Source organism: Amycolatopsis sp. NPDC114503, assembly GCF_055633655.1.
Genome location: NZ_JBVKDT010000007.1, coordinates 378,429 through 400,784 on the forward strand (window position 1 = coordinate 378,429; position 22,356 = coordinate 400,784).

The 22,356-nt window shown below is 69.1% G+C and carries 23 protein-coding genes and 1 pseudogene; 16 read left to right on the forward strand and 8 right to left on the reverse strand.

The window, feature by feature from the left end; translation table 11 throughout:
• The first annotated feature begins 53 nt into the window (after positions 1-53).
• From ACZ7OI_RS29925 to hsaB, 5 genes are read left to right on the forward strand one after another with little or no spacing between them, the layout of a single operon-like run.
• On the forward strand, positions 54-1,640 hold the full coding sequence (locus ACZ7OI_RS29925) for an FAD-binding protein (RefSeq protein ID WP_470267463.1): 1,587 nt from the start codon (positions 54-56) through the stop codon (positions 1,638-1,640).
• A 32-nt stretch (positions 1,641-1,672) separates the two neighbouring features.
• Positions 1,673-2,851: a 3-hydroxy-9,10-secoandrosta-1,3,5(10)-triene-9,17-dione monooxygenase oxygenase subunit gene (gene hsaA, locus ACZ7OI_RS29930; protein ID WP_470267464.1), complete on the forward strand. Its 1,179-nt coding sequence runs from the start codon at positions 1,673-1,675 to the stop codon at positions 2,849-2,851.
• Complete coding sequence (gene hsaD, locus ACZ7OI_RS29935) at positions 2,851-3,696, forward strand: 4,5:9,10-diseco-3-hydroxy-5,9,17-trioxoandrosta-1(10),2-diene-4-oate hydrolase (protein ID WP_470267465.1); 846 nt, start codon at positions 2,851-2,853, stop codon at positions 3,694-3,696. Before hsaA ends, hsaD begins: the two co-directional genes overlap by 1 nt.
• Complete coding sequence (gene hsaC, locus ACZ7OI_RS29940) at positions 3,696-4,595, forward strand: iron-dependent extradiol dioxygenase HsaC (RefSeq protein WP_470267466.1); 900 nt, start codon at positions 3,696-3,698, stop codon at positions 4,593-4,595. Before hsaD ends, hsaC begins: the two co-directional genes overlap by 1 nt.
• On the forward strand, positions 4,592-5,179 hold the full coding sequence (gene hsaB / locus ACZ7OI_RS29945; RefSeq protein WP_470267467.1) for a 3-hydroxy-9,10-secoandrosta-1,3,5(10)-triene-9,17-dione monooxygenase reductase subunit: 588 nt from the start codon (positions 4,592-4,594) through the stop codon (positions 5,177-5,179). The genes hsaC and hsaB overlap by 4 nt, the downstream gene beginning before the upstream one ends.
• A gap of 19 nt (positions 5,180-5,198) precedes the next feature.
• Here hsaB and ACZ7OI_RS29950 read toward each other — a convergent pair whose 3' ends face one another.
• A complete protein-coding gene (locus tag ACZ7OI_RS29950) occupies positions 5,199-5,453 on the reverse strand; it encodes a Smr/MutS family protein (RefSeq protein WP_009075408.1) in 255 nt (84 codons plus the stop codon).
• 79 nt (positions 5,454-5,532) lie between these two features.
• On the opposite strand from ACZ7OI_RS29950, the gene ACZ7OI_RS29955 reads away from it, so the two are divergent.
• Positions 5,533-6,126: a PadR family transcriptional regulator gene (locus ACZ7OI_RS29955; RefSeq protein ID WP_470267468.1), complete on the forward strand. Its 594-nt coding sequence runs from the start codon at positions 5,533-5,535 to the stop codon at positions 6,124-6,126.
• Entirely contained in the window at positions 6,123-7,301 is a 1,179-nt protein-coding gene (locus tag ACZ7OI_RS29960) for an FAD-dependent oxidoreductase (protein WP_470267469.1), read from the forward strand. The genes ACZ7OI_RS29955 and ACZ7OI_RS29960 overlap by 4 nt, the downstream gene beginning before the upstream one ends.
• On the opposite strand, the gene ACZ7OI_RS29965 is transcribed toward ACZ7OI_RS29960, so the two are convergent.
• The 5 genes from ACZ7OI_RS29965 to ACZ7OI_RS29985 all read right to left on the reverse strand — a co-directional run bounded on the left by ACZ7OI_RS29965 (position 7,298) and on the right by ACZ7OI_RS29985 (position 11,356).
• Positions 7,298-7,534, reverse strand: a complete 237-nt coding sequence (locus ACZ7OI_RS29965) for a hypothetical protein (RefSeq protein WP_470267470.1) — start codon at positions 7,532-7,534, stop codon at positions 7,298-7,300. The two genes, ACZ7OI_RS29960 and ACZ7OI_RS29965, sit on opposite strands and share 4 nt — an antisense overlap.
• Positions 7,516-8,565, reverse strand: coding sequence for an MBL fold metallo-hydrolase (locus ACZ7OI_RS29970; protein WP_470267471.1), 1,050 nt, complete (start codon positions 8,563-8,565; stop codon positions 7,516-7,518). The genes ACZ7OI_RS29965 and ACZ7OI_RS29970 overlap by 19 nt, the downstream gene beginning before the upstream one ends.
• Positions 8,566-8,575: 10 nt before the next feature.
• Positions 8,576-9,610, reverse strand: a complete 1,035-nt coding sequence (locus ACZ7OI_RS29975) for a fatty acid desaturase family protein (protein WP_470267472.1) — start codon at positions 9,608-9,610, stop codon at positions 8,576-8,578.
• Positions 9,611-9,873: 263 nt separating this feature from the next.
• A complete protein-coding gene (locus tag ACZ7OI_RS29980; RefSeq protein WP_470267473.1) occupies positions 9,874-10,755 on the reverse strand; it encodes an NAD(P)-dependent oxidoreductase in 882 nt (293 codons plus the stop codon).
• Between the two features lie 34 nt (positions 10,756-10,789).
• Positions 10,790-11,356 carry an NADPH-dependent FMN reductase gene (locus ACZ7OI_RS29985; protein WP_470267474.1) on the reverse strand — a complete coding sequence of 189 codons (567 nt, stop codon included), beginning with the start codon at positions 11,354-11,356 and terminating at the stop codon, positions 10,790-10,792.
• A gap of 92 nt (positions 11,357-11,448) precedes the next feature.
• Between ACZ7OI_RS29985 and ACZ7OI_RS29990 the strand changes: the two genes are divergently transcribed.
• The 5 genes from ACZ7OI_RS29990 to ACZ7OI_RS30010 all read left to right on the forward strand — a co-directional run bounded on the left by ACZ7OI_RS29990 (position 11,449) and on the right by ACZ7OI_RS30010 (position 16,229).
• The gene (locus ACZ7OI_RS29990; RefSeq protein ID WP_470267475.1) at positions 11,449-11,913 is read left to right on the forward strand and encodes a MarR family winged helix-turn-helix transcriptional regulator; all 465 of its coding nucleotides are present in this window, start codon (positions 11,449-11,451) and stop codon (positions 11,911-11,913) included.
• A gap of 279 nt (positions 11,914-12,192) precedes the next feature.
• Positions 12,193-12,390 (forward strand): hypothetical protein, encoded by a 198-nt coding sequence (locus ACZ7OI_RS29995; RefSeq protein ID WP_470267476.1) that lies wholly within the window; start codon positions 12,193-12,195, stop codon positions 12,388-12,390.
• A gap of 2 nt (positions 12,391-12,392) precedes the next feature.
• Positions 12,393-13,826 carry a sodium:solute symporter family protein gene (locus ACZ7OI_RS30000; protein WP_470267477.1) on the forward strand — a complete coding sequence of 478 codons (1,434 nt, stop codon included), beginning with the start codon at positions 12,393-12,395 and terminating at the stop codon, positions 13,824-13,826.
• The gene (locus tag ACZ7OI_RS30005; protein WP_470267478.1) at positions 13,823-15,025 is read left to right on the forward strand and encodes a metal-dependent hydrolase family protein; all 1,203 of its coding nucleotides are present in this window, start codon (positions 13,823-13,825) and stop codon (positions 15,023-15,025) included. Before ACZ7OI_RS30000 ends, ACZ7OI_RS30005 begins: the two co-directional genes overlap by 4 nt.
• Before the next feature lie 34 nt (positions 15,026-15,059).
• The gene (locus ACZ7OI_RS30010) at positions 15,060-16,229 is read left to right on the forward strand and encodes a low temperature requirement protein A (protein ID WP_470267479.1); all 1,170 of its coding nucleotides are present in this window, start codon (positions 15,060-15,062) and stop codon (positions 16,227-16,229) included.
• 114 nt (positions 16,230-16,343) lie between these two features.
• On the opposite strand, the gene ACZ7OI_RS30015 is transcribed toward ACZ7OI_RS30010, so the two are convergent.
• Positions 16,344-17,159 carry an alpha/beta fold hydrolase gene (locus ACZ7OI_RS30015; protein WP_470267480.1) on the reverse strand — a complete coding sequence of 272 codons (816 nt, stop codon included), beginning with the start codon at positions 17,157-17,159 and terminating at the stop codon, positions 16,344-16,346.
• A gap of 82 nt (positions 17,160-17,241) precedes the next feature.
• On the opposite strand from ACZ7OI_RS30015, the gene ACZ7OI_RS30020 reads away from it, so the two are divergent.
• Entirely contained in the window at positions 17,242-17,730 is a 489-nt protein-coding gene (locus ACZ7OI_RS30020; protein WP_470267481.1) for a pyridoxamine 5'-phosphate oxidase family protein, read from the forward strand.
• A 560-nt stretch (positions 17,731-18,290) separates the two neighbouring features.
• Positions 18,291-18,668, forward strand: a pseudogene (locus tag ACZ7OI_RS30025) (VOC family protein); the annotation flags it as partial.
• A gap of 200 nt (positions 18,669-18,868) precedes the next feature.
• Here ACZ7OI_RS30025 and ACZ7OI_RS30030 read toward each other — a convergent pair.
• Entirely contained in the window at positions 18,869-19,999 is a 1,131-nt protein-coding gene (locus tag ACZ7OI_RS30030; RefSeq protein WP_470267482.1) for a steroid 3-ketoacyl-CoA thiolase, read from the reverse strand.
• 255 nt (positions 20,000-20,254) lie between these two features.
• Between ACZ7OI_RS30030 and ACZ7OI_RS30035 the strand changes: the two genes are divergently transcribed.
• Together ACZ7OI_RS30035 and ACZ7OI_RS30040 are read left to right on the forward strand one after the other, a co-directional pair.
• Complete coding sequence (locus tag ACZ7OI_RS30035) at positions 20,255-21,481, forward strand: cytochrome P450 (protein WP_470267483.1); 1,227 nt, start codon at positions 20,255-20,257, stop codon at positions 21,479-21,481.
• A 66-nt stretch (positions 21,482-21,547) separates the two neighbouring features.
• A complete protein-coding gene (locus tag ACZ7OI_RS30040; protein WP_470267484.1) occupies positions 21,548-22,333 on the forward strand; it encodes a transglutaminase-like domain-containing protein in 786 nt (261 codons plus the stop codon).
• Positions 22,334-22,356 lie beyond the last annotated feature (23 nt).

Genomic DNA, 22,356 nt, shown 5'->3' on the forward strand with positions numbered 1-22,356 from the left:
GCCACTTCCGTCACCATAGACGAGAACGTGTTCCAGTTCTAGGGTGGCGGACTATGGACGAGCTCGGGGCGGACGTCGTGATCATCGGAGCCGGCGCGGCCGGCGTGTGCGCGGCCATCGAAGCGGCCGACGCGGGCGCCGAAGTGCTGCTGGTCGACCGGTTCTCCGGCGGCGGTGCCAGTCGCGTGAGCGGCGGCGTGGTCTACGCCGGGGGAGGGACGCCGCAGCAGTGCGCCGCGGGTGTCGACGACAGCGTGGACGCGATGTACGCGTACCTGCGGATGGAAACCGGCGACGTCGTGTCGGAACGGACGTTGCGGCGGTTCTGTGAGGAAAGCGTCGACATGGTGGCCTGGCTGGAACGGCAAGGCGTGCCGTTCGAGGGCAGCATGTGCGACTACAAGACCTCGTATCCCAGCAACAAGCACTATCTGTATTACTCCGGCAGCGAACTGTCCGGCGGCTTCCGCGATGTGGCGAAGCCCGCGCCGCGCGGACACCGGGTCAAGGGGCCGGGTACTTCCGGGAAGCTGCTGATGAAGCAGTTGCTGGCGGCGGCTCGCGAGCGCGGGGTGAAGGTGCTGCCGCAGACGCAGGCGATGAACCTGATCACGGATGACTCCGGCACGGTCACCGGGGTGCTCACGCACAGTTTGCGGGACGCGCCTTCGTGGGTGCGGGCGCGGCATGCGCGGCTTGCGGATTGGGCGGCCAAGCCGGGTATTTACGTGCCGCCGATGCGGCGGTCGCTGCATCGGCGGGTCGAGAGGATTGAGCGCAAGCACGCGCGTGAGCTGCGGATCAGTGCGCGCCGGGGTGTTGTGCTGGCGGCGGGCGGGTTCATCGTGAACCGGGCGATGGTGCGCGAGCATGCGCCCGCGTATCGAGGCGGTCTGGATCTCGGGACCTCCGCCGATGACGGTTCCGGCATCCGGATGGGCGTGGAGGTCGGCGGGCGTACGGCTGAGCTGGACCGGGTGTCGGCGTGGCGGTTTCTGACGCCCCCGTCGGCGTTTCTCGGCGGGCTGCTGGTGGACGCGGACGGGCGCCGGATCATCGACGAATCCCGGTACGGCGCGGCGATCGGCGAGCGCATGATCGCCGAGCACGGCGGACGCGGCTGGCTGCTGGTCGACGAGCCGATCGTCTCCGAAGCCCGGCGCGACGGGCGAAAACAAGGCCAATGGTTCGCGACGCTGCAGCTGCGCTACCTGCTGGGCAAAGGCCGGGTGACCGCCGGGACGATCGAAGAAGTGGCCATGCGCGCCGGAATCGACCCGGACGGGCTGGCGGTGACTTGCGCCGAATACCAGCGCGGCCCGGACCCAGCGGGCAAGCCCGAGGACTTCGCGCGACCGTTGGACACGCCGCCGTACTCGCTGATCGACGTGTCGGTGAAACCGAACCTCGGCTACCCGTGCCCGATGCTGACTTTGGGCGGTCTCGTGGTGGACGAGGACACCGGCGCGGTGGCCGGCGTACGCGGTCTTTACGCCGCCGGACGCACCGCGGTAGGAATCTGTTCCAGGTCGTATGTGAGCGGCCTTTCGCTGGCCGACTGCGTGTTTTCCGGCCGCCGGGCGGGATTGCACGGCGCGCGTGGGGAAGGCCGCGTCGACAAAAACGAGAACGTGTTCTAGTCTTGAGCGTGTCGAGCGAGAGAGGACGGCCGATGAGCGAGCTGGCTGCCGTGATCGCGGGGGTGCGCGACCTTCTTCCCGTGCTGCGGGAACGCGCACAGGAGACCGAGGACGCCCGTCGGATCCCCGCCGAATCAGTGAAAGCGCTGCAGGAGACCGGATTTTTCCGCCTGCTGCAACCGAAACCGTACGGCGGCTTGGAAGCCGACCCGGTCACCTTCTACACCGCGGTCAAGATGATCGCGAGCGCCTGCGGGTCCACCGGCTGGGTCGCGTCGATTCTCGGCGTGCACCCGTGGCACGTCGCGTTGTTCGACGCGCAAGCCCAGGAGGACGTGTGGGGCGAGGGCGGTGAGGGCCGCGACGTGCGGATTTCTTCTTCGTACGCGCCGATGGGCAAGGCGACTGTCGTCGAGGGCGGCTACCGGCTGTCCGGGCGATGGAGCTTCTCGTCCGGAAGCGACCACTGCACGTGGGTGCTGCTGGGCGGGCCGGCGTTCGCCGACGGCAAGCCGGTGGACTTCTGCACGTATCTCGTGCCGATCTCGGACTACTCCATTGTGGACGTCTGGGACACGGTCGGGCTGCGCGGCACCGGGTCCAACGACATCGTCGTCGAGGACGTGTTCGTGCCGAAGCACCGCGCGCTGAGCTTCATGGCGACGTCGAAATGCAAGACCCCGGGCCAGGAAGTCAACCCGGGTCCGCTGTACCGGCTGCCCTACGGCTCCGTGCACCCGAGCACCATCACCGCGCCGATCATCGGGATGGCGCAGGGCGCGTACGACGCGCACGTGGAGCACCAGGGCAAGCGGGTGCGGGCGGCGTACGCGGGCGAACAGTCCAAAGAGGACCCGTTCTCGAAGGTGCGGATCGCGGAAGCGAGCAGCGAGATCGACGCGGCCTGGCTGCAGCTGACGCACAACATCGACGAGCTGTACCAGCTGGCCTGCAAAGGCGAGAAGCTGCCGTTCAGCACGCGGTTGCGGGTGCGCCGGGACCAGGTGCGCGGCACCGAGCGGGCGATCTCCGCGATCGACCGGCTTTTCGAGAACTCCGGCGGCCGCGCGTTGCAGCGAGGCACGCCGATCCAGCGCTTCTGGCGCGACGCGCACGCGGGCCGGGTGCACGCGGCGAACGACGCGGAGCGCGCGTACGTCATGTTCGGCACCGGCGAGTTCGGCTTGCCCGTCGAGAATGCGATGGTCTGATGGCACCCGAAGGTTCCTATGTAGACACTGCGGGCGGCCTTCGCCTGCACTATCACGAGGCAGGCGCGGAAAACGCCGAGACAGTGCTGTTGCTGCACGGCGGCGGCCCCGGTGCCTCGGCGTGGAGCAACTTCGGCCGGAACCTGCCGGTGTTCGGAAAGTCTTACCGCACACTGGCGATCGACCAGCCGGGCTTCGGCCGGTCCGACAAGCCGACTGAGCACCCGCAGTACTTCCGGCACAGTTCGGACGCGGTCGTCGGCCTGATGGACCGGCTCGGCATCGAGAAAGCGCACATCGTCGGCAACTCGCTCGGCGCGGGCGCGGCGGTCCGGCTCGCGCTGAACCATCCGGGACGCGCGGGGCGGCTGGTGCTGATGGGCGCGGGCGGGTTGAGCGTCAACCTGTTCGCCCCGGATCCGACCGAAGGCGTGCGGCTGCTGTCCAAGTTCGCCGGGGATCCGACCCGGGAGCGGATGGAAGCGTTCCTCCGGATCATGGTGCACGACCAGGCTTTGGTGACCGACGAGCTGATCGACGAACGCTTCGAGATCGCGCGTTCGCCGGAGTCGCTCGCCGCGATGCGGGCGATGGGCAAGTCGTTCAGCCTGCCGGATTCCTTCGAGGAAGGCATGTTGTGGCGCGAGGCTTACCGCCTGCGCCAACGGGTCTTGCTCGTGTGGGGCCGGGAGGACCGGGTCAACCCGCTCGACGGCGCGTTGCTGGCGCTGAAGACGATTCCGCGTGCGCAACTGCACGTGTTCGGCGGCTGCGGCCACTGGGCGCAGCTGGAGAAGTTCGACGAGTTCAACCGACTCGCCCTCGACTTCCTCGGGAGTTCGTGATGGCTATCCGTTCGCTGGGCTATCTGCGCATCGAGGCCACGGACATGGACGCCTGGCGCGTCTACGGGCTGAAGGTGCTCGGCATGGTGGAGGGTTCGGGCACCGACCCGAACGCGCTTTACCTGCGCATGGACGATTTCCCGGCGCGATTGGTGATCGTGCCGGGGGAGAAGGACCGCTTGGCGGTCGCGGGCTGGGAAGCGGCCAACGCCGCGGAACTGGACGAGGTCCGCACCAGGCTCGACGCGGCTTCGGTGCCGTACAAGGAAGGCGCGCCCGAAGAGCTGGCCGACCGCCGCGTCGCGGAAATGATCAGCTTCACCGATCCGTCCGGCAACACCCTGGAGGTGTTCCACGGCGTCGCGCTGCAGCACCGGCGGGTGGTGAGCCCGTACGGCCACCGCTTCGTCACCGGCGAGCAGGGCCTCGGCCACGTGGTTTTGTCGACCCACGACGACGAGGCCGCGCTGAGGTTCTACCGGGACGTGCTGGGCTTCCGGCTCCGCGACTCGATGCGCCTCCCGCCGCAGATGGTGGGCCGTCCGGCCGACGGCGACCCGGCGTGGCTGCGGTTCTTCGGCTGCAACCCGCGCCACCACAGCCTGGCGTTCCTGCCGATGCCGACGCCGAGCGGGATCGTGCACCTGATGGTGGAGGTCGAGGAGACCGACGACGTCGGGTTGTGCCTGGACCGCGCGAAGCGCAAGAACGTCCCGATGTCCGCGACGCTGGGCCGGCACGTGAACGACCTGATGCTGTCGTTCTACATGAAGACCCCCGGCGGCTTCGACGTCGAGTTCGGCTGCGAGGGCCGTCAGGTCGAGGACGAGGACTGGATCGCGCGCGAAAGTACCGCGGTTTCGTTGTGGGGTCACGATTTCTCGGTGGGATCACAATGACAGCCGCCGTTCCGGAGGCAGTGCCGGACCGGTTTCGCGAGGTGCTGGGCCACTTCTGCACCGGCGTAACCGTGGTGACCGGCTTTGTCGAGGGCTCCGCCAGCCTGGCCGATTACGCCAGTTCGCCCGCGCCGACCGGACCGGTGGGTTTCGCCTGCCAGTCCTTCGCGGCGTTGTCGCTGGACCCGCCGCTGGTGCTGTTCTGCGTCGCCCGGACGTCGCGCACCTGGCCCGCGCTGGCCGCGGCGGGCACGTTCGCGGTGAACGTGCTCGCCGAAGACCAGCAAGCGGTCTGCGCCGAGTTCGGCCGCCGCGGCGGCGACAAGTTCTCCGGAGTGTCCTGGCGGCCCGCCCCCTCGGGCGCGCCGCTGCTGGACGGAGCCCTGACCTGGGTCGACTGTGAAGTGCAGGCCGTCCATCCGGCCGGGGACCACTACGTGGTGGTCGGCCGCGTGACCGCGCTGGGCGAGACGTCCGACGCCCGCCCGCTGCTGTTCCATCGCGGCCGGTACACGGTCACCGAACCGGTGCCGGACGCGCTCACCGCGCTCATGCCCTGGCCCCGCCCGGACGACTGGCTCTGACTTCGCGCGGGTGTTCGTGCTACTTCCAGCGGAAGTGCACGAACACCCGCCCGAAGTTGTCTTTGTCCTTCTCGACGCGGTGGTAGAGCGCCTTGACGTCCTTGCGCTCCAGAAATCGCAGCACATGCTTCTTCAGCTGCCCGGACCCCTTGCCCGGGATGATCTCCACGAGCGGCGCCTTCTTCGCGACCGCCTCGTCGATGACCGCGCGCAGCGCCCGGTCGATCTCCCCGCCGCGGTTGTAGATGTCGTGGAGGTCGAGCTTGAGCTTCATGCCTTCTTCCTACCCCATGCCCTCATAGTCGACATCGACTACTCTTCTGCGTATAGTCGATCCTGACTAAGGAGCTGTGGTGAAGCGACGCGTGGTGGGGAATCCGCTCGGGCTGGCCGTGCTGGCGGGCTTGCTCGAGGAGCCGATGCATCCGTACGAGATGGCTCGGCGGCTGGTGGAGTACGGCAAGGAGCGGGATTTCAAGTACACCCGCAGCTCGCTGTACATGGTGGTCGGGCAGTTGGAGAAGGCCGGGTTCATCGCGGCTCAGGAGACGCTGCGCGATTCGGCGCGTCCGGAGCGGACGGTCTACGCCATCACGCCCACCGGCCGGCTCGAGCTGTTCGACTGGATGCGCGAACTCGTCGCCGAACCGGCCGCCGAATACCCGTTGTTCGGGGCGGCGCTGTCGCTGTTCATGGTGCTGCCCGCGGACGAGGTCCGCGAGCTGCTCGGGCAACGGCTCGCCGCGCTCGACGCGATCGCCGAGGACATCCGCGCGGCGATCGAACGCGGGCGCGAGCAGGGGCTCGCCTGGTGGTTCCTGGTCGAGGAGGACTACCGGCTGGTGAAAGCCGAGGCGGAGCGCGGCTTCGTCGAACGGCTCGCCCAGTCGGTCGCCGGGGAGGACTACCGGCAGGTGCGGGAAACCTATTTCAAGGGGAGAACATGAACGTATTAGTGATCGGCGGCGGCATCGCCGGCGCGACGACCGCGATGGCCTTGCAACGGGCCGGAATCGGGGCCGTCGTGTACGAGGCTTATCCGAAGGCGGCGGACGGAATCGGCGGCGCGCTGACGCTGTCTCCCAACGGCCGCAACGCTTTGCGCCAAATCGACGCGGACGACGCGGTGGCCGCGGTCGGCGTCGAGGTGCCCGGAATGGTGATGCAGAACCACAAAGGCCGCGTGGTCGGAAGATTCGACGGGCTGCCGGGCCTGCCGTCGAGCCTGCTGCTGCGCCGGGACCGGCTGTACCGCGCGCTGATGGACGAAGCGCTGAGCCGGGGTGTCGCGGTTGAATTCGGCAAACGCCTGAAGTCCGTCGAGAACAAACCGGACCAGGTGATCGCGCATTTCGCGGACGGTTCCTCCGCGGCAGGCGACGTGCTGATCGGCGCGGACGGCATCAACTCGGCGGTCCGGTCCGCTTTGGACCCGGCAGCGCCCGCGCCGCGCTACGCCGGGTTGCTCGGGCTCGGCGGCTGGATCCGCAACCCGGGCTTGCCGGTCACCGGGAACTATCAGCATTTCGCCTTCGGCAAGCGGGCGTTTTTCGGCTACTTCATCGACGCGGACGAGATTCTCTGGTTCAGCAACGTCCCCGCCGCCGATCCGGCCGAGGCGAAGACAGCCGCTCCGGGACACTGGCTCTCGGTGCTGCGAGAACGGCACGCGGACGACACCCCGGCGCGGGACATCATCGCCCTGCTGAAGCCCGAAGACGTTCTCCAGCCCGGGATCCTGGAATCCATCCCGACGGTGCGGACCTGGAGCCGCGGCCGGGTCGTCCTGGTCGGCGACGCCGCGCATCCGACGTCGCCGAGTTCCGGGCAGGGAGCTTCGCAGGCGATCGAGAGTTCGCTCGAACTCGCTCGCGCTTTGCGGGACTCTCCGGACGTGGCAACGGCTTTCGCCCAGTACGAGGTGGCCCGGCGGGAGCGGGTCGAGCGGATCATCGCCCAGGCGGCGAAGACCAACAACGACAAGGCGGCGGGCCCGGCGGCGCGGATTGTGCGCGACTTGCTGATGCCCGTGATGATGAAGACGGTGATGACGCCGGAGAAGATGTTCGGCGACCTGCATCGGCACCGGATCGAGTTCGCGTCCTCGCGCACCTCGGTCTAGCGGAGGCACGCGAGCGCGGACCGGCGCACGCGGTCGGTGCGGTCGAGCAATCCCAGCACGGTCAAGGCATCCGGGGGACCGCCGGTCCGGATTACCCGGAGCTGGGTCTGTTCGGACGCGCGCAGCAGATCGTCGGCGCGCCAGTCGGGTCCGTGCGTGACGGCGTGGACGAGCGCGGCCGGGTCCTGACGCTGGCGGACGGGGAGACCGTCCGTCAGCCCAGGGTCTGCCACCACCCGTCCACGGGCGGCGGGGCGGACGCGTCGATCCGCTGCCCTGGCTTCGGGATCGCCAGCGCGAGGTCGTTCGCCTTGGCCTCCCGCCACACCCGGTCCGCGGGATCCGACCAGCTGTGCGTCGCGAGCGTGAACGTCGCCCAGTGCACCGGGACCAGCAGCCCGCCGCGCACGTCCAGGTGGGCGGCGACGCCTTCCTCCGGCGTCATGTGGATGTCCGGCCAGTGCGGGGCGTACGCGCCGACCTGGACGAGCGTCGCGTCGAACGGGCCGTACTTCGCGCCGATCTCGGCGAAACCGCCGAAATACCCGGTGTCGCCGCTGTAGTAGACGCGATGCTCCGGACCGGCGAGCACCCACGACGCCCACAGCGTGCTGTCGTTCGCGAGACCGCGGCCGGAGAAATGCTGTGCGGGAGTGGCGACGAACCGGATCTCGGCCACGAACGCGTCCTCGTGCCAGTCGAGTTCGATGATCCGCGAGGCCGGGACGTGCCACCGCTCGAGGTGCGCCCCGACGCCGAGCGGAACGAGAAACGGCGCGTCGGTCAGCGCGATCAACGCGCGGACGGTGGGCAGGTCCAGGTGGTCGTAGTGATCGTGGGAGATCACGATCGCGTCCAGCCTGCCCAGCTCGCGCAGCGAAACCGGGGGAGCGTGCAGCCGCCGCGGCCCGGCGAAGGCGGCGGGCGAAACCCGGTCGCCCCACACCGGATCGCACAGCACCCGGGCGCCGTCGATCTCCACCAGCGTGGACGCGTGCCCGTACCAGGTGAGGAAAAGACCGTCGTCCGAGGACGCGGCCGGCGAGGAGACCAAGGGGACCGCACCGCCCGGCCGGCGGCGGGCACGGTCTTCGCCGAAGAGGTATTCGCGCACGAGCCCGCCGGGGGAGGAGGGCGTCGCGCGAGTGGAGGCGGCGTTGTGGAACACGCCGTCGGCGTACTGCGGAGACTGGCGCATCCGCTCCGCACGTGCTCCGGCCGCCTTCGCGCCGAAGGCCGCCGGAGTCAGTGCTTGGAACGTCATGCCACCAAGTCTACGAAGCCTTCCTGAGAGGTGCCCCAGCTTCGTGCAGGTGCCGCAGCGTCTGCCGATACGAAGACACCAGGCCCGTCCGCAGGTACGAGATGCCGATTTCGGCGCAGTACGCCTCCACCATCGGCTGAGCCCGGCGCAGGTGCACCGACGGCATGCTCGGGAACAAATGGTGCTCGATCTGGTGGTTGAGGCCGCCGAGCAGGACGTCGATCACCGGTCCGCCCGCGACGTTGCGCGAGGTGAGCACCTGCTTGCGCAGGAAGTCCAGCTCCGTTTTGCCGGTCAGCGTCGGCATGCCCTTGTGGTTCGGCGCGAAGATCGAACCCATGTACACGCCCCACAGCCCCTGGTGAACCGCGAAGAACAGCAGCGCGAGACCCGGCGGAAGGACGATGAACAGCGCGGCGAGGTACACCGCGATGTGGGTGAACAGCAACGCGGCTTCGAGCCCGCGGCGGCGCAGGCCCGGGCGCGCGACGGCGCGGATGCCGGAGACGTGCAGGTTGAGGCCTTCGAGGGTGAGCAGCGGGAAGAACAGCAGCGCCTGATGACGGCCGATGAACCGGGGCACGCCGCGGGCTTCGCGGGCCTGGCGCTGGGACCAGACGAGAACGTCCGGGTCGACGTCCGGGTCCAGCTCCTCGTGGTTCGGGTTGGCGTGGTGGCGGGTGTGCTTGTCCATCCACCAGCCGTAGCTCATGCCGATGCCGAGGTTCCCGGCCAGCCGCCCGGCGATCTCGGCGGAACGGCGGGTCCGGAACACCTGCCGGTGCGCCAGGTCGTGCGAAAGCAGGGCGATCTGCCCGAACATGAACGCCTGGAACGCGGCCACGGCGAGCTGCCACCACGAGTCGCCGAGCAGCGCGAACGCGACCCAGCCTCCCGCGAACAGCACGGTCACGAGCGCGATTCGAGCGGTGTAGTAGCCGGGGCGGCGGTCGAGCAGACCGGCGTCGGTGATCCGGCGGCAGAGCCGGGCGAAGTCGCTTCCCGGCCGTGGGGGCGAGGGGAGGGCGAGTTTTTCGGTGGTCACGGGGGGAGTATTGCGGCGCGGCGCCCCGGCGGGAAACCTGCAGGCCCGACGAATCGTGCTGGGGTTGCCCCCACCCCCCGCCTGTGCATCCCCGAAGCAGTGCAGTTCAAGCAGGTGGCGGGCCCCCGGACGGCCTTCCCGGGCCCCGGAATTTCACCGGCGCAACACCCTCCGAACGGCCTATGGCGCCCGGCAACCGGCCCAACGCCCCGTACGGCCGGTTGCCGGTATCCCGCCGCGGTCCGGTTTGCCTCCAGATGTCCTCAGTGCGGCTCGCCGCCGGACCGCCGCCGGGTCACCTCCGCGATGCTCGCCCAGTCCAGATCCGCGCCGACCTGCTCGACCGCGGTGGCGAAGACGTCCCGCAGAACCGGTCCGGCGGGCAGTTCGACGCCCAGCTCGCGGGCGGTGCCGAGCGCGAGGTCCAGGTCCTTCAGGCCGAGCGCGGCGGTGAACCCCGGCGGGGTGTAGGAGCTGGCGGCGATGGCGTCCCCGTAGCCTCGGTAAACCGCGCCGGGAAAGACGGAATCGGTGATCATGTCGACGAACCGCCCGGCGTCCAGCCCGGAGTGCTGCAGCATGGTGATCGACTCGGACAGCGCCTGCAACGCGTGAATGATCAGATAGTTCACCGAGATCTTCGCCGTCGGCGCGGCGTCCACGGAGTCGCCGAACTCCCAGACCCGCCGTCCGATCGCGGCGAGCATCGGCGCCGTTTCGGCACGGACGTCCGCGTCGCCGGAGACCAGCACGGCCAGCTTCCCGGCCGCCGCGGCTTCCGGGCGGCCGACCACCGGCGCACTGAGGTATCGCCCGCCCAGCGCGGCGAACTCGCGGGCGGCCGCCGGGCTGATCGTCGCGTGGTTGACGTGGACGAAGCCCTCCGGAGCGGAGCGGATCCGCTCGGCGGTGAACACCTGCCGCACCGCGTCTTCGTTGCTCAACATGGAAAAGACGGTCCCGGTGGCGATCGCGTCCTCGGGAGTCGCGCCCACGGTCGCGCCTCGCGCTGCCAGGTCGTCCGCTTTGCCCGCGCTGCGGCTCCACACGGTGACGTCGTAGCCCGCGTCGAGCAGGCGTCCGGCGATGGCGGTGCCCATTCTCCCGAGCCCGATGAAACCTGCCCGGCGGGATGGTTCAGCCATGGTCATTCCTCCGTAATCCGGTTCGTAATCCGGTTCATTGACGGTTCAGCGCTTCGGTCATTTCCTCGTCGATCTCGCGCAGCAGCGCACGATTCGGGCGCAGCGTGCCGTCGAGGTCGAGCAGTTGCCCGTTGTCGTCCACGTCCGCGTCGGTGATGACGGCTTCGACGTGCGTGTCCAGCACTCGCATGTGCAATCCGTGCAGGACGCCGACGAACTGCTCGGCGGCCTTGCCTCCGCCGTGGGAGCCGTAGGTGAGCAGGCTCGCGGGCCGATCGCGCCACTCCTGGTAGAGAAAGTCCAGCGCGTTCTTGAGCACCCCCGGATAGCCCCAATTGTATTGCGGGAAAACGAAAACGAAGCCGTGGTAGCTCTGCACGAGCTCGCTCCAGGCCCGCGTGTGCTCGTGCTCGTACTGCTGCGCCGCGGCCTTGACGGGCTCGTCCAGGAACGGCAACGCGATCTCCGCGAGATCGATCAATCCGTAGCCAAGTTCGCTGTCCTCCTGCAAACGGGAGCGCGCCCAGTCCGCGATACCCCCGCAAATCCGGGACGGCCGAGTGCTGCCCACGACGACAGCAACGCGTTTCTTGCCTGTCACAGGCGCATTCCCCTTGGTTCGTCTCACGGACTGTTGGTGTCACGAACCAAAATAGTTGGTGTCACGAACTAAGTCAAGCTAACCTGACCCCCGTGACCGCTTCCCCGCCCGCAGACGCCCCGCCGCCGGAACTGAACCTGACCGACGCCCTAGTCCAGCTGTCGTTCATCGTGCAAGCCGTCCTGGGCCGCCTGGCCGGAGAACAAGGACTGTCAGTCACCCAGCTGCGCATGCTCGCCGTCCTGGACGACCGCGAGATCGGCATGCGGCAACTGGCCGGAATCCTGGAACTGGAAAAGTCCAGCGTCACCGGCCTGGTAGACCGAGCCGAACGCCGAGGCCTGGTCCAACGAACCGCAGTCCCCGGCAACCGCCGCGCCGTACACGCAACAGTCACCCCAGCCGGCCGAGCCGTAGTGCACCGAGTGCGCGACGCGATCGACACCGAACTGGGCCAACTGGCGGCAACCCTGAGCGACACCCGCCAAGACACCTTCCGCCGCACCGTCGAGTCGCTAATCCACCACTACACAACCCAACACGCCATCCCCCTCTAGCTCACACCCCCCGCGCACCCAGACCCACTTCGCCGCGCCCCCCTTTCCCGACCCAGCCGCGGGATCGCGTCGGCGTGAGGAGGGGCAGTGTGCACGGCCCCCAGGGCCGGGCGCACTGCCCCTCCTCACGCCGACTTAAAGGCGATCCCGCCCGCGGCGGCGGAGCCGACGCCATCAAACACAGCCCTGCCGCACCACCAACCCCAAGCCGCCCCATCCCCCCTCCCACTCCACCCTCCGAACACTGCCAACCCTCCCTCCTTCTGACACCGTGTCCCCATGCGCAGCTACTACCTCCCCCCAATCGTCCCCGTAGTCGCTCTCGTCCTGATGCCGTTCCTCCCCTTCGTCAACTCCTCCGGCCTCTGGCTGGGCCTTCCGAAGATGATGGTCTGGGGCGCCTTCTGGTGCCTGATGTTCACCCCGGCCCTGCTGGTGTCGGAACGGCTCATGTCCCGCCGCGGACAGGAGGATTGACGATGATCCTCGCCTTCACTCTCGCCGGCATCGTGCTGATCGGCGTGCTCGGTTTCGTCGGCCGCCGCCGTCCCGCCGCGGACCTCGCGGAATGGACCGTCGGCGGCCGCAAGTTCGGTGCGCTCACCATGTGGTTCCTGCAGGCGGGCGAAGTCTTCACCACCTTCACCTTCCTCGGCATGGCCGGGCTCGCGTTCTCCGGCGGCGTGGCCGCGATGTACGCGCTGCCGTATGTGCCGATCGCTTACGTGGTCCTGTTCTTCCTCGCCAAGCGGATCTGGCGGATGGGCAAGGAGCGCGGCTACCTGACCCAGGGCGACTTCCTCGAAGACCGGTTCTCCAGCCGCGCGCTCGGCACGGTGTCGGCGATCCTCGGCGTCGTGTTCGTGCTGCCGTACCTGCAGTTGCAGATCACCGGGCTCGGGCTGATCGTCCGGCTCGTGACCGGCGACCACGCGTCCGGCACGCTCAGCATGGTCGCCGGCAGCGTGCTGGTGGTCGCGTTCGTGCTGTGGGCCGGGCTGCGCGGCGTCGCGGCGACGTCGTATTTCAAGGACGCGATCATGCTCGTCGTCCTGGTGGTGCTGATCATCGCGGTGCCCGCGCATTTCGCCGGCGGCGTGTCCGGGGTGTTCCACAAGATCGACCAGCTGCATCCGGAGAAGCTGTTCGTGCACGCCGGGGCCAATGACCACACGTGGTTCGTCACGAGCATGCTGGTGAGCGCGATCGGCGTCGGGCTGATGACGCTGCCGCACACCTGGCCCGCGCTGATGTCCGCGCGCGATCCGAAGGTGCTGCGCCGCAACTACACCTGGATGCCGGTGTACGAGCTGTGCCTGCTGCTGCCGATGATCATCGGGTTCGCGGCGATCCTGGTGGTGCCCAAGGGAAGCGACCCGAACGGCGTGCTGCTGACGCTGAGCAAGGACGCGCTGCCGGGCTGGGTGACCGGGCTGGTGGTCGTCGCCGCGACGGCCACCGCGATGGTGCCCGCGGCGGGGATCCTGATCGGCATTTCTTCGCTGGTGGCCCGCAACATCGCCCGGGTGCGCAGCGAACGCAAGCAGTTCTGGATCAATCACGGGACGGTCGTGCTGGCCAGCGCGCTCGCGCTGGTGCTCGGCATCTTCCGGCCGGATCTGCTGGCGAACCTGCTGCTGCTCACCTATTCCGGGTCGGTGCAGCTGGCCCCGGCGAACCTGCTGGGCTTCCTGAAGAAGGTCCCGGTCGGCAAGGCCCCGGTGTTCGCCGGGCTGCTGGCGGGCGAGGTCGTGGTGATCTGGCTGACCTTTGTGGACACCAAGCTCGTCGGCACGGTCAACGTCGGGCTGGTCGGGCTGGCGGTTAACGTGGTCGTGCTCGCGATCGCGGCAGCCATCGAACGGGCCGTGACCCGGTCCGGAGATGTCGTGCAGACAGGAGAACCGGTATGACGCGGACCCTTTTCGCCGGCGGCACGGTGTTCGACGGGACGGGCAGCCCGCCCGCGCCCGCGGACGTCGTGGTCGAGGACGGCCGGATCGTCGCGGTCGGCACCGGCCTCGACGGCGACCGCGCGGTGGACTGCACCGGCGCGATGCTGCTGCCCGGGATGTTCGACTGCCACGTGCACGTCACGGTGTCGGATCTCGGGTTGCTGCAGCGGGTGCAGAAGCCGTTCTCGTACCAGTTCTACGAGGCGGCCCGGAATCTGTGGACCACGCTGAAGCTCGGCATCACCACGGTGCGCGACGCCGCCGGGGCCGACCTCGGCATCAAACAGGCGGTCGCGGACGGCCTGATTCCCGGGCCCCGCCTGGAAATCGCGGTCGGCCTGATCAGCCCGACCGGCGGGCACGGCGACGGCTGGATGCCGTCCGGGCATTGCGTTCCGCTGTCGCTCCCGCATCCTGGCCGCCCGAGCGCACTGGCCGACGGCCCGGACGAGATGCGCCGGGTCGCGCGCACCCTGCTGCGGGCCGGGGCCGACGTGCTGAAGGTCTGCACCACCGGCGGGGTGCTGTCGCCGCGGGACGATCCCCGGCATTCGCAGTTCACGCCTGAGGAATTGGACGTCCTGGTCGCCGAAGCGACCATGCAGGGGCGGGCGGTGATGGCCCACGCGCAGGGCTCGGAGGGGATCAAGAACGCCGTCCGCGCCGGGATCCGGTCGATCGAACACGGCATCTACCTCGACGACGAGGCGATCGAACTGATGCTCGCGCGCGGCACGTGGCTGGTCCCGACGCTGGTGGCTCCGGTGAACGTCATCCGCGCGGCGGCCGCGGGCGCGGCGCTGCCGGATGCGGTGGTGCAGAAGGCGAAAGAGGTCGCGGAGGTGCACCTGGATTCGGTGCGCCGGGCCGTCGCGGCCGGGGTCCGGATCGCGATGGGCACCGACAGCGGCGTCGGCCCGCACGGGACGAACCTCGAAGAGCTGGAGCTGATGCGCTCGGCCGGGATGAGTCCCGCGGACGTGCTGGTCGCCGCCACGTCGTCGGCCGCCCGGCTGCTGGGCAAGGACGCCGAACTCGGCAGGCTGGCTCCGGGGTACCGCGCGGACCTCGTGGTCGTTTCGGGCGATATCTACGATTTCCCGTCTTTGGCGGGGAACGTTAGGGAAGTGTGGCAGGACGGAGCGCGCGCGGTTTAGGTGGCGGTTTCATGATCACGGCATACTGTGCGCCGTGATCGTGAAAACCGAGGAACGCCACGCGTCCTGGCTCGAGCTCTTCTTCGACCTGGTCGCGGTCGCCGGCGTCGCCCAGCTCTCGCACCTCGTGCGCGGAACGACCTCCTGGAGCGACGCCGGCCTCTACGTCGTGTGCTTCCTCGCGTTCTGGACCGCGTGGATGTGCTTCACCGTGTACGGCAATGTCACCGGTACGGCGGCCCGCACCATGCCGCTGCTGCTCGCGATGGCCGGGCTGGTCTTCATGGCCGGCTCGGTGCATGACATCGGCGAGCACGCGCAGGGGTTCGCCATTGCTTACGTCGCGGTGCGCGGCCTCGCGAGCCGGGTGTGGGAAGGCCGGGAAAACACGCGGATCATCGTCGAATGGCCGATCGTGCACGCCGGGCTGGGCGTCGTGCCGTGGTTTGTCTCGTTCTGGGTCGACGCGCCGTGGAAGTACGCGCTGTGGGCGCTCGGGCTGGGGATCGACCTGGTGGCCGGGCTGACCATGTCGGGGGAGCAGATCGCGGCCAAGGTGGCGGAACGGGCGACCCAGTCGAAGCGGCCGGTGCCCGGGCTGGCCTTCGCGCATCTGGATCTCGCGCATTTCGGCGAGCGGCTGGGGCTTTTCACGATCATCGTGCTGGGCGAGGGCGTGCTGACGGTCACCGACGCGATGACGGAGATCTCGGACTGGGATTGGTCGTTGCTCTCGACCGTGCTCGGGGTTCTGGCGCTGCTGGCGGCTTTGTGGGGAGCGGCGCTGTTCCAGGGGTTCGGCGGGATTCCGTATCTGTCCCAGACCGCTTGGGGGCCGAGGGTTTTGCTGCCGATGCACTGTCTGGTGGCGGGTTTGCTGGCCGCGTCGGCGGCGGGGTTCGGGGACGTGGTGGAGTCCGTCGCGCACGGCCACGTCGCCGCCGGGACGAGGTGGTTGCTGTGCGGCTGCGTCGCGGCGTTCACGGTGGTGGGCGTGGTCGCGCGGGTGGCTTCCGGGAAGTGGAAGCGGTGGGATTTCGTCGGCGCGCTCGCCGGGTTGGGGATTCCGGCCGCGCTGGGACTCGCCGGCGAAGCGCTGACTCCGGCGCGGTTCTTGTGGTTGCTGCTCTTGGCGCTTCTCCCGGGTTTGGTGCGGGAGTTCCCGCGGCGGAGGCAGGCTGCTGCCGCAGCTTCCGCTTCCTGAAGACCTCCGCGTCCGTGAAGGTTCCCCTCACGACCTCGTAGGTCGTGAGGGGAACCCTGAGGGAATCAGATTCCCTGAAGGTGGCCCTCACGGACGTCTACTGCTTCACGGCTTTCAGTCGTTGGCGAGGAGATCCTTGAGCGCGGCAGCGAATTTCGCCGGATTGCGTTGCGGCGCCAGGTGCGCGCCCGGCGTCTCGGTGAACGGCAGCCCCAGTTCGAGGGCGAGGATTTTGGCGGGCTGGTAGTGGTACCGGCCGCGGCTGGCCTCCCCGGCGACCGGCACGATCTCGGTGTTCGTGCGGCGCAGCGCGCGCAAGTCCGGCAGGTAGTCGAAGAACTCGGTCAGCTCGCGGTCGAACAACCGGAGCCAGTCGCTTTCGTTCGGCAACCGCAGATGCGGCAGGTCGGGCAGAGCGGCTCCGGCGATGCCGTCCGCGAACCGCGTGACCGCGCCCATCAGATCACCTGAACGGGCCAGCCGAACCTGCGCCGCCGCGGCCTCCAGAATCCCCGCGGCGTCCGGCATCAACTGGATCGCGGGCGGTTCGTGCGCGACGAACGTCGTCACCCGATCCGGATACCGCGCGACGAGATCCAGCCCGATCAGCGCACCGGCGCTGGTCCCGAACATCGAAACCGGCCCGCTCCCGCCGACGTGGTCGAGGACAGCGAGCGCGTCGTCCGCCTGCAGGGACACCGGGACCGGCCCGGTCGTGGTGTCGGTGCTGGCGAAATGCCCGCGACGGTCGTAGGCGATCACGGTGAAGTCGGTGCGCAAAAGCTTGACCAGCGCCCGGAATGAGTCCGCCGCGCCGGTCCCGCCGGGGACCAGCAACAGCCGCGGTCCTTCGCCGGTCGTGCGGACGGCCAGTTCGCCGCCCTCGACCGGACAGCGATGCTCGGCAGTCTCCGCATCTTCCGCGATCATGCCGAGAGTCAAGCACAACCCGGGTCACCCGATCGCTTCCGGGACGCCGGTTTTTGTCGGTGGCGGGTGCGAAACTCCGGGAATGACGAGTTGGGATGAGTTCAGTGCCGCCGCCCCGTCGCTGGCCTCGCGCGTACGAGCCCGCTTCGCCGCCGCGGATTCGCACGTCCTGGCCACCCTCCGAAGCGACGGTTCGCCACGGGTAAGCGGTTCGGAGATCGACTTCCGCGACGGCGAGGCCTACATCGGATCGATGCTTGACGCGCTGAAGGCCCGCGACCTCCAGCGCGACGACCGCTTCGCCCTGCACGCCTACCCCGGCATCGAGGAGGGCGGCGACGCGAAAATCGCCGGCCGCGCGGTGGAGATCACCGACCCGGCGGAGGCAGCGCGGATCCAGGAGGGACAGGAGAGCCACCTGTTCCGGCTGGACCTGCGGGAGGCAGTGGTGACGTGGGTGGAGGACAACACGCTGTGGATCGAATCGTGGCACCCGGGGAGCTGGGTGCGCTTCGCGAGGCCGGACAACGGTCCGGCGGTGCGGACGCAGCTGGAGTTGGAGCTGGGGTGATGGTGAGGGTGCTCGGTTGAGGCGGGTCTGCCGGGTCGCGTGGTGGGGCGCGGCGCGGTCGGAGGTGAAGGCAGCGCTGGGCAACCGGAGCACGGCTTGACGGAGGCGGCGGGAACGGAGAGCCGGGAAGCTCGAGAGCGGTCTGGCTGGGGTGAAGGGGAGGGGAGGGGACGGGTGGCTTGAGGAGGTTGGCTGGTCAGGCTGGTTGGCGGGGGCGGTGAGGTTCGTTGGGGCTCGTCGCCTGGGGGCGACGTTGCGCCCGGGGTGGTTGCGTGGGGCACCCCGAAGCTTGATTGTGCTGACGGTTCGGGGGTGCTTGTCAAGGCGGGAAAGATGCCTTGACAAGCACTCCCGAACCGCAGGGAGGCTTCGTATCGGGGTGCGGGGGAGGGGCTGGGTGCCTCGATGGTTTGGGTGCGCGGGGTGCGGGTAGGGGCTGGGTGCCTCGATAGTGAGTGCATCGGCCGCGAGTTGCCGGGTGGGTTGGCGGGGGTGGTGCGGGGGAGCCTGCCTGGGCAAGGCGGGGCGGCCGGGCCTGGCTTGTCGAGCGAGTTGATCGGATGCGCTCGAGAGCCGAGCAGCCGGGAGCGGCGCTGAGCCTGACCGGCTCGGACGAACCGGCCGAAGCTCTAACCTGGGCTGATGAAACTCACGTCCACCGTGCTCGACGCACCCGAACCCGGGCGCTGGCCGAGTTCTACGGGGCGCTGCTCGGGTGGCCGATCGGCGCCGACGAGCCGGAGTGGGTCACCTTGCGTCCGCCCGGAGGAGGGCCGGGGCTGTCGTTCCAGGCGGAGACCCAGTACGTGCCGCCGACGTGGCCAGCCGGTCCCGGGGAGCAGCAGATGCAGCTGCATCTGGACTTCGAGGTCGACGGGCGCGCGGCGTTGGAGGACGCGGTCGCGAAGGCGGTCGGTGCGGGGGCCCGGCTGGCGGAGTTTCAGCCGCAACGGGACGTGCGGGTGTTGCTGGACCCGGCCGGGCATCCGTTCTGTTTCTGGACTGACGACCGGCCCTGGCGACCGGCCCTGACGAGCCCGGCCGGGTCAGCGGCCACCGGAGAACTTCCGCGAGATCACGCCGGGCGCGGTGTCAGCACGGCGAAAACCGGCCCGGATCCGAGACCCGGGCCAGCAGCTCAGATCCGTTCCAAGATCGTCGCCGTAGCCATCGCCCCGCCGGCGCACATCGACACCAGCGCCGTCGTCTTGTCCTGGCGTTCCAGTTCGTGCAGCGCAGTCGTCAACAGCCGCGCCCCGGTGCTCCCCACCGGATGGCCGAGAGCGATCGCTCCGCCGTTGACGTTCACCCGCGACTCGTCCGGATTGTGCATGCGCTGCCACGAAAGCACGACCGACGCGAACGCCTCGTTCACCTCGAACAGGTCCACGTCGCCGATCTTCATCCCGGCCGCGTCGAGAACCCGCGCCGTGGCCTGGACCGGGCCGTCCAGGTGGTAGTACGGCTCCGCTCCGACCAGTGCCTGCCGCCGGATCCGGGCGCGCGGGCGCAGGCCCAGCGAGCGGGCCAGCGAGGCGTCCATGATCAGCACCGCCGCGGCGCCGTCGGAGATCTGGGACGACGATCCGGCCGTGTGGATTCCGTCCGGCACCACCGGCTTCAACCGCGCCAGACCCTCCATTGTGGTCTCTCGCAGTCCCTGATCCCGGTCCACCACACCGGCTTCCGTCGTGACCGGCACGATCTCCCGGGAGAAATGCCCGGCCGCCCAAGCCGCCGCGGCGTTGGCCTGGGAGCGCACCCCGAAAGCGTCGACGTCCTCGCGCGTGATGCCCCGGCGGGCCGCGATCCGTTCTGCCGCACCGTATTGGTCCGGCATGTCGATCGACCACGCGTCCGGCTTGGGGGAGCCGACGCCCTCGCCGCGGTTCGCGCCGAGCGGCACGCGGCTCATCGCCTCGGCGCCGCACGCCACTCCGACGCTGATCGCGTCCGCCGCGATCAGGCCGGCGACCAGATGCGCGGCCTGCTGCGCCGAACCGCATTGCGCGTCGATCGTCGTGGCCCCGGTCGATTCCGGCAGGCCCGCGTGCAGCCACGCGGTGCGGGTCAGGTTGCCGCACTGCTCGCCCGCCTGCGTGACCGCTCCGCCGATCACCTGCTCCACCTGGGCCGGGTCGATGCCCGCCCGGTCGACCACCCCGCGCACGGCCGCGCCCAGCAGTTCGGCAGCGTGCAGGCCGGACAGCCAGCCGCCGCGCTTGCCGATCGGCGTGCGTGCCGCGGCCACGATCACCGGTTCGCCCACGAGTGTCCCCTTTCCGAGCTCCGTACCTCGCAAAACTAGAACACGTTCCTGTTCAACACAAGCGGGCCCATGAATAAGCGGAAGTCGATCACCGGAGTCTGAGCAAGCGCTCACCTGCGTCAATTGGTTCTGGAACGGTAAAGTAAACAGGTTTCACTCAAGCGGGTTCCGTTGGTTAACACCGTATGCTCTACTGGGGTCATAGAACGCGTTGCAGTTGGGTATCACCGCCGATCCCGCGCAGGAGGCCAAGCCGTGGCAGCCCCGCTTTTGCCCGCCGGTTTCGACTTCACCGATCCGGACCTCTACGCCAGCCGGCTGCCCCTGGAGGAGTTCGCCGAACTCCGCCGCACGGCGCCCGTCTGGTGGAACCCGCAGCCGCACAACACCGCCGGATTCGGCGACGACGGCTATTGGGTCGTCACGCGACACGCCGACGTCAAGGCGGTCTCGCGCGACAGCGAGCTCTACTCGTCGAGGGAAAAGACCGCGATCATCCGGTTCGACGACCAGATGACCGCCGAGGGCCTCGACGCCAACCGGCTCGTCCTGCTGAACATGGACGCGCCGCAGCACACCAAGCTCCGCCGGATCGTGTCGAAGGGGTTCACCCCGCGCTCGATCGCGAAGCTCGAGGACACTTTGCGCGACCGCGCCGAGCGAATCGTCCACGAGGCCAAGAAAAAGGGCTCCGGCGATTTCGTCACCGACGTCGCGTGCGAGCTGCCGCTGCAGGCGATCGCCGAGCTGATCGGCGTGCCGCAGGAGGACCGGCTCAAGATCTTCGACTGGTCCAACCAGATGATCGCCTACGACGACCCGGAATACGACCTCGAGCCGATCGCCGCGTCGGCGGAACTCGTCGGCTACGCCTGGAACATGGCCGAGGACCGCCGCCGCTGCCCGATGGACGACATCGTCACGAAGCTCGTCCAGGCCGACGTCGACGGCGAATCGCTCGGCTCCGACGAGTTCGGCTTCTTCGTGATCCTGCTGGCCGTCGCGGGCAACGAGACCACCCGCAACGCCATCACGCACGGCATGAAGGCGTTCCTCGACCACCCGGAGCAGTGGGACCTCTTCAAGGAGAAGCGCCCGAAGACCGCTCCGGACGAGATCGTCCGCTGGGCGACGCCGGTCGTCGCGTTCCAGCGCACCGCGACCCGCGACACCGAACTGGGCGGCGCGCAGATCCGCAAGGGCGACCGCGTCGGGATGTTCTACAGCTCGGCCAACTTCGACCCCGACGTCTTCGACGAGCCGGGCAAGTTCGACATCACGCGCGAGGACAACCAGCACGTCGGCTTCGGCGGCACCGGTTCGCACTACTGCATCGGCGCGAACCTGGCCCGGCTGGAGATCGACCTGATCTTCAACGCGATCGCCGACGTGATGCCGAACATCGCCGAGGCCGCCGCTCCCGAGCGGCTGCGTTCCAGCTGGCTCAACGGAATCAAGCACTACCAGGTCCGCTACGCCTGAGCGGGCGAAACGCCCAGGCGTCCCGCCTGATCGGCAAGGAGCGCGGCGCACCGGCATGATGGCCCCGTGCGCACGACGGTAGACGCGGAATTCGGCGTCCGGGTGACGAAACCCGGCCTCGCCGCGATCTCGGTCGCCGCCGTGCGCGCGGACGCCGGCGAACTCACCGTGTCCGACGCCGGTTCCGCGCGCACCGCCGAGTTCGAGCACGGCACTCGCGCGGAGGTCTACGACCTCTCCGAGGGCGAGCATCGCGTCACCTATCACGGCGAACGCGTGCTGCATCGCGGCAACGCCGAACCCGTCACGCTCGCCGACGTCGCGCGCTACACGCGGCCCAGCCGGTACTGCCCGTCCGACCGGATGGGCGGGCTCCTTCCGCTGGGCATCGGCGATCTCGCCACTGCGCGCGAGCGGGTGCAGGCGATCGTCGAGCACGTGAACCGCAGGCTCGCGTACGTCGTCGGCTCCGGCGGCCCCACCCACGATGCCATCGACACGCTCCTCGCCGGCGAAGGCGTGTGCCGCGACTTCGCGCACGTATGCGTCGCGCTCTGCCGAATCGTGGATGTCCCCGCGCGCTACACCTCGGTGTACGCGCCGGGCTTGCAGCCGATGGACTTTCACGCGGTCTTCGAAGCGGGCATCGACGGCCGCTGGTACGTCTTCGACGCCACCCGGCTTGCCCCGCGCCAGACCATGCTCCGCATCGCTACCGGACGCGACGCGGCGGACACCCCGTTCCTCGCGACGCTGGGCTGCGAACTCGACTTCCTCGGCGCGACCGTCTTCGCCACGACCGACGGGCCGCTGCCGCGTGACGACGGGCACGCCCCGGTCGTACTGGCCTGAATGCGTGTCTTTTGCGACAAACA